The following is a 4,649-nucleotide window of genomic DNA, read 5'->3' as shown; positions in this document are numbered from 1 at the left end:
CCCTTGGTTCTCCTTGTAGCTCCGCCACCCATCGGACCGCTCCCCAAAGAGATGGAAATTTTCAAGGGTGGAGAGGAGAAATCAAGAGAGCTTGGACATCTCTACCGTTTCTGGGCAGACATTCTTGGTTGCCACTTCTTCGACGCTCAAGAAGTCGTTACAACAAGCGCTATCGATGGTATTCACTGGGACGCAAAGGGGAACGAAGCTTTCGCCCAAGCCCTGGCACAAATCATTCCCAAAATCCTTTAGGAGGAGTGCAATGGACAAAATCGAGTTCTTGCGGGAGAGGTTCGCTCAGGAAGGGTACGCAAGGTTCCTTGGAATAGAACTCGAAGACCTCAGAGAAGGCTACGCACGAGTCCGAATGAAAGTAACCGAAAACCTTCACAACATCTTTGCGACTGCTCACGGAGGAGCTCTCTTCTCCCTCCTTGACGAAGCTTTTGAGCTTGCCTGCAACTCTCACGTGGAAGACGCCGTGGCCATGAGTGTTACGGTGCACTACGTGAGGCCTGTCACGGAAGGAACGGTTGTCGCTGAAGCCCAAGAGGTGGCGCTGACTGCACGGACGGGAATCTACGACATTACCGCCTATGACGAGGCAGGAAATCCTGTTGCCTTTGCCAGAGCGCTTTGCTACCGAAAAAGAAAAGACTGAGGGGAATTCCCCTCAGTCTTTTCTTTCCCCCATTTTGGCATCAAGCACAAGGAGCCCCAGACCCTCTCCAGCCATCTTTATGTACGCCACGATTTCGGCTGCATTCTTTTCCTCTTCAACCTGCTCGTCGATGAACCACTGGAGATGGGTCATCAAGGGATAATCCTTCTCCTCTTTTGCCATCTCGTACAATTTATGGATCATCCCCGTTACCTTCTTCTCGTGCTCAAGAACTGCTTCAAACATTGCCCGAAGAGACGGATACTCCACCGGAGGCTGCTCGATACCACGGAGCACAACTCGCCCACCCCGGTCATTCACAAACTCAAAAAGACGCATTCCATGGGAGAGCTCCTCTTTTGCCTGGAGCTTCAGCCAGTGCGCAAAACCCTTCAAATTCATAGCCTCGCACTGGGCTGCCATGGCTAAGTAAAGATATGCCGAGTAAAACTCGTTTTTGATTTGCTCGTTTACTGCTTCTTCAAGACGCTTGGTTAACACCGGACATCCCCCTTTCTCACAAGGATTTTTATTGTAAACCCTGGATGAGCTTTCCAAATTCCCGTCCCAGTTTTTGCACCTCTAAAATATCCTCTTTCTTCCCTCCACCCCGGAACTCAAAGAACGAAACCACTTCCCAATTGAGCTCGCGGGCAAAACGCTCCACTTCCCTTCTTGCTCCTCCTGACCATCCGAAGCTCCCAAGGTAGAGCATTTTCTTGTGCTTCACACTTTTTCGAAGAGCAAGGTCAAGTACCTGTGCTACTGGTGGAAAAAGCCCCGCCTCATAGGTAGGTGCTCCAATCACAACTCCCTTCTTTTCCCAGAGGGATGCCAGAATGTAGCTTGCATGCACCCGACGAGCATCGAACATGTCGACACGTACACCACTTTCGGCAATTCCCTGAGCTAAGGCATCAACCATTGCCTCGGTATTCCCGTACATCGATCCGTAGAGAATTGTTACGCCCTTCTCCCCGCCGTTTTCTGCATACTGAGACCAGGTACGGCAGAGGTCCACGATGTACTGGGGGTTCTTTCGCCAGATGAGGCCATGAGAGGGAGCAATCATGGAAATCGAAAGAGTCGAGAGTTTGTCTATCGCCTTGAGCACCATAGGGCTGTACTTAGCAACGATGTTGGCAAAGTACCGCAGGGATTCGCGAACATAGAAGTCGAACTGGGTGCACTCATCGTCAAAAATTGCTCCCTGGAGTGCTCCGTACCCGCCAAAAGCATCGCAGGAGAAAAGAGTCTTTGTCTCCTCCTCGTAAGTTACCATAGTTTCTGGCCAGTGAACCATCGGAGTGAGGAAGAAGACAAGCTTTTTCCTCCCAAGCTCCACTTTTTCTCCATCCTGGACAACCTGCACACCCTCAGCGATCCCGTAAAACGCCGCCACCATATCCTTGGCCTGGGGTGAGCAGAGAATAACCGCCTGGGGAGCAAGTTTTCGAAGAACCTTGAGAGTGCCAGTATGATCCGGCTCCATGTGGTTCAGGACGATGTAGTCGAGGCTTGAGAGGGGAACCTTCTCCTCAATCTGCGCGATGAAATCATCAGTTTTGAGGGACTTCGCAAGGTCGATGATGGCCTTCTTTTCATCCACCACAAGGTAGGAGTTGTACGATACCCCTTCTTTGGTTATAGGCCATAAACCTTCGAAAAGATCCGTCGTGTGGTCGTTGACGCCAACCCAGTACACACCAGGGCGAATCTCCACTGAGGGCATTCACTGTCCCTCCCCCTCTTTTTACCCTTATTGTACCGAAATTCCTGATGCCCTTCTACTCCCCCAGGAAAGGACAGCGAATAGCCTCTTTTTCTTCCTCCTTTAGGAAGCGATCAAGAAAGAATGCGATAGAAAGCACTCCGACAAAGGACATGAGGTAACGGGACAACGCAAAAGCACCTCCGAGGTTTTGCATTTCAAAAAGAAGCATTGGTATCTTCATAGTGGACCAAGCCCCCAGGAAGATCCACACATTCCGCAGACTCACTCCTTTGCGCAGGAGCACTTCAGCCACTGGAAAGGCAGCGTACAGTGGCCCAGCAGCAAAAGCCCCAAGGGCAAGGGCGATGCCCATTCCGAGCATCCCCGAAGTCTCTCCAAGCCTCTCCACCACCTTCTCCCGGGGCACCCACGCATCGAAGAGCCCCACAAGGATAAAAATAGGCGGAACGACACTGAGCATGAAGAGTATGTTCCGGAAAGCTGTGGCAAAGACCTTTTTGCCAAGAGGAGGAGAAAAACCTAAGACCACAAGGCATATCCCAAGGAGAACAAAAAAACCAAGGTAGGACCGGAAAGTGCTACCTTTCATTTACTTCACCATCCTTACAAAAAACCACACAGTGTACCCTACAAGGAAGGAGTAACAGTACGCCAGGAAATTCCTCCATGTCGTAGCCTTCACGCCGAAGTACCTCACCTCAAGGGGAAATGTTACAACGCCAACCATCATGAGCGTCGAGATGAACACTGCCATTTGAGCAATACCTGCACCCTGGTTGAGAAGAACCTTGGCCATGGGAAAGGCCACAAATCCTGGCACAAGGGTGATAGCCCCAACCACCGAGGCAGTGAGGTATCCCAAAAACCCGCTTCCTTCCCCAAGAAAGGTAGCAATGGTTTTTTCCGGAAGAAGCGCAATTGAAAGCGCAAGAATAAAAAGCACCACCAGGAAAGGGGGCAAAATCGAGATAAAGCTCTTCCAGGCTCTCCTGAGGGCTTGCTCCGTTCTTTTCCGGTCCTCAAAAAACGAAAAGAAAAGCCAGGAAAGAGCAAGGATGTAGAAAATGAGCGTGGATAAATCACCCACTGTGCTCCTCCTCTCGTACTTTCCTGTACTCCTCAAGGAACCTCTGGAACCGCAAAAGCTGTTGTTCCATATGCTCAGCCCAAAGGGAGAGTGCAACCTTCCCTTCTTCGGTAATCCTGTAAACTCTTTTTGCAGGACCCGAGGCCTCCGTTACCCAGCTTGAGACAACGAGCCCATCCTCCTCCATTCTCCTCAAGGTGCGGTACAGAAGTCCTGGGTCAAGGGGAACATTCTGGAAAAAGAGATGCTTCGCCTTCTCCATGAGTTCGTAACCGTGGGACGGTCCTTTGAAGAGAAAAAGGAGGAGGCAAGGCTGCAGAAAGCGGTCAATCCTGAATCCTGGACACTCCGGATGGTGTTCCCTACACATGTCTTGCCCTCCCTTCAATAACGATACCATCTATGTGTAAATTTCACATAAAGGATAAAGTCTCATTGCCTCCTTGTCAAGTGTCCCCGACGTTTAGCCCAAGACGGATGCTCAGGAATCAAATCTTCCTTCGGGGGAAGTCGACGGGCTTTTGGAAATTATTCCCTTCTCTACCAGGAACCAAAGAGGGCCTGGAGACACACCCGGTAGACATTGAACACACCAGCACAGGTGGGGAAAACAGCGTAATGCAAAACCTTATAGGAATACGTGGAAGAGGAAATATTAAGGAAGAGCTCGAGCAAGGCCCGAAAGGAATCGGGGCAGCGGAGAGGAACAACCTTCGGCACAGGCTCACCTCCCGAAAGCGAGCCAGGGCGAACGGACTCGGGGCGTGGAGGAAGACAGGGAGGAAAAATGGGAAAGCGGGAAATCCGCTTCAGGGGCGGATCAAAAAAACTGGCAGGCCCGGCAGGATTCGAACCTGCAACCCCCGGATTTGGAATCCGGTGCTCTGGCCGTTAGAGCTACGGACCTGCACAGTCTTAGTATACCTTAACGAACCTCGCGGTGCAAGGTGTGCTTTCGGCAGAAAGGACAGTACTTCCTGAATTCCAGGCGCCCGGTTTTCTTATTCTTATTCTTGCTTCCCTGGTAATTCCTCCGCTTGCACTCCGTACATTCAAAGGTAATGGTTTCGGACACAACTAAAACCTCCTACTCGATGATCTCCGTGACCACTCCAGCACCAACAGTTCTTCCTCCCTCACGGATGGCAAAGCGCAAGCCCTTCTCC

The 4,649-nt window shown here is 51.1% G+C and carries 10 protein-coding genes and 1 tRNA gene; 2 read left to right on the top strand and 9 right to left on the bottom strand.

Going from position 1 to position 4,649, the window contains the following annotated elements:
• Together H5U36_09095 and H5U36_09090 are read left to right on the top strand one after the other, a co-directional pair.
• Positions 1 to 252: hydrolase (locus tag H5U36_09095; GenBank protein MBC7218272.1), on the top strand; the 252-nt coding region annotated here is incomplete at its 5' end.
• A 10-nt stretch (positions 253 to 262) separates the two neighbouring features.
• Entirely contained in the window at positions 263 to 661 is a 399-nt protein-coding gene (locus H5U36_09090) for a PaaI family thioesterase (GenBank protein MBC7218271.1), read from the top strand.
• A 12-nt stretch (positions 662 to 673) separates the two neighbouring features.
• On the opposite strand, the gene H5U36_09085 is transcribed toward H5U36_09090, so the two are convergent.
• The 9 genes from H5U36_09085 to H5U36_09045 form a co-directional block, all read right to left on the bottom strand.
• A complete protein-coding gene (locus tag H5U36_09085) occupies positions 674 to 1,162 on the bottom strand; it encodes a ferritin (GenBank protein MBC7218270.1) in 489 nt (162 codons plus the stop codon).
• Between the two features lie 28 nt (positions 1,163 to 1,190).
• Positions 1,191 to 2,393, bottom strand: a complete 1,203-nt coding sequence (locus H5U36_09080; GenBank protein MBC7218269.1) for an FprA family A-type flavoprotein — start codon at positions 2,391 to 2,393, stop codon at positions 1,191 to 1,193.
• A gap of 55 nt (positions 2,394 to 2,448) precedes the next feature.
• On the bottom strand, positions 2,449 to 2,985 hold the full coding sequence (locus tag H5U36_09075; GenBank protein ID MBC7218268.1) for a permease: 537 nt from the start codon (positions 2,983 to 2,985) through the stop codon (positions 2,449 to 2,451).
• Complete coding sequence (locus H5U36_09070; GenBank protein MBC7218267.1) at positions 2,986 to 3,483, bottom strand: permease; 498 nt, start codon at positions 3,481 to 3,483, stop codon at positions 2,986 to 2,988.
• The gene (locus H5U36_09065) at positions 3,476 to 3,853 is read right to left on the bottom strand and encodes a helix-turn-helix transcriptional regulator (protein ID MBC7218266.1); all 378 of its coding nucleotides are present in this window, start codon (positions 3,851 to 3,853) and stop codon (positions 3,476 to 3,478) included. Before H5U36_09065 ends, H5U36_09070 begins: the two co-directional genes overlap by 8 nt.
• Positions 3,854 to 4,023: 170 nt before the next feature.
• A complete protein-coding gene (locus H5U36_09060; GenBank protein ID MBC7218265.1) occupies positions 4,024 to 4,203 on the bottom strand; it encodes a hypothetical protein in 180 nt (59 codons plus the stop codon).
• A 110-nt stretch (positions 4,204 to 4,313) separates the two neighbouring features.
• Positions 4,314 to 4,390: transfer RNA gene (locus tag H5U36_09055), tRNA-Trp, on the bottom strand.
• Between the two features lie 18 nt (positions 4,391 to 4,408).
• A complete protein-coding gene (gene rpmG, locus H5U36_09050) occupies positions 4,409 to 4,558 on the bottom strand; it encodes a 50S ribosomal protein L33 (GenBank protein MBC7218264.1) in 150 nt (49 codons plus the stop codon).
• A gap of 12 nt (positions 4,559 to 4,570) precedes the next feature.
• The coding region (locus H5U36_09045; protein ID MBC7218263.1) for a hypothetical protein at positions 4,571 to 4,649 on the bottom strand (79 nt) is incomplete at its 5' end.

This window comes from Candidatus Caldatribacterium sp. (assembly GCA_014359405.1).
Lineage (GTDB): Bacteria > Atribacterota > Atribacteria > Atribacterales > Caldatribacteriaceae > Caldatribacterium > Caldatribacterium oleiphilum.
The sequence above is the reverse complement of the archived record's forward strand: the minus strand, read 5'-3'. Positions and strand labels throughout refer to the sequence as shown.

Bases quoted from the DNA above. Each gene is read 5' to 3' on its own strand.
- H5U36_09090 (MBC7218271.1), top strand. From the start codon at position 263: ATGGACAAAATCGAGTTCTTGCGGGAGAGGTTCGCTCAGGAAGGGTAC.
- H5U36_09080 (MBC7218269.1), bottom strand. From the start codon at position 2,393: ATGCCCTCAGTGGAGATTCGCCCTGGTGTGTACTGGGTTGGCGTCAAC.
- H5U36_09075 (MBC7218268.1), bottom strand. From the start codon at position 2,985: ATGAAAGGTAGCACTTTCCGGTCCTACCTTGGTTTTTTTGTTCTCCTT.
- H5U36_09065 (MBC7218266.1), bottom strand. From the start codon at position 3,853: ATGTGTAGGGAACACCATCCGGAGTGTCCAGGATTCAGGATTGACCGC.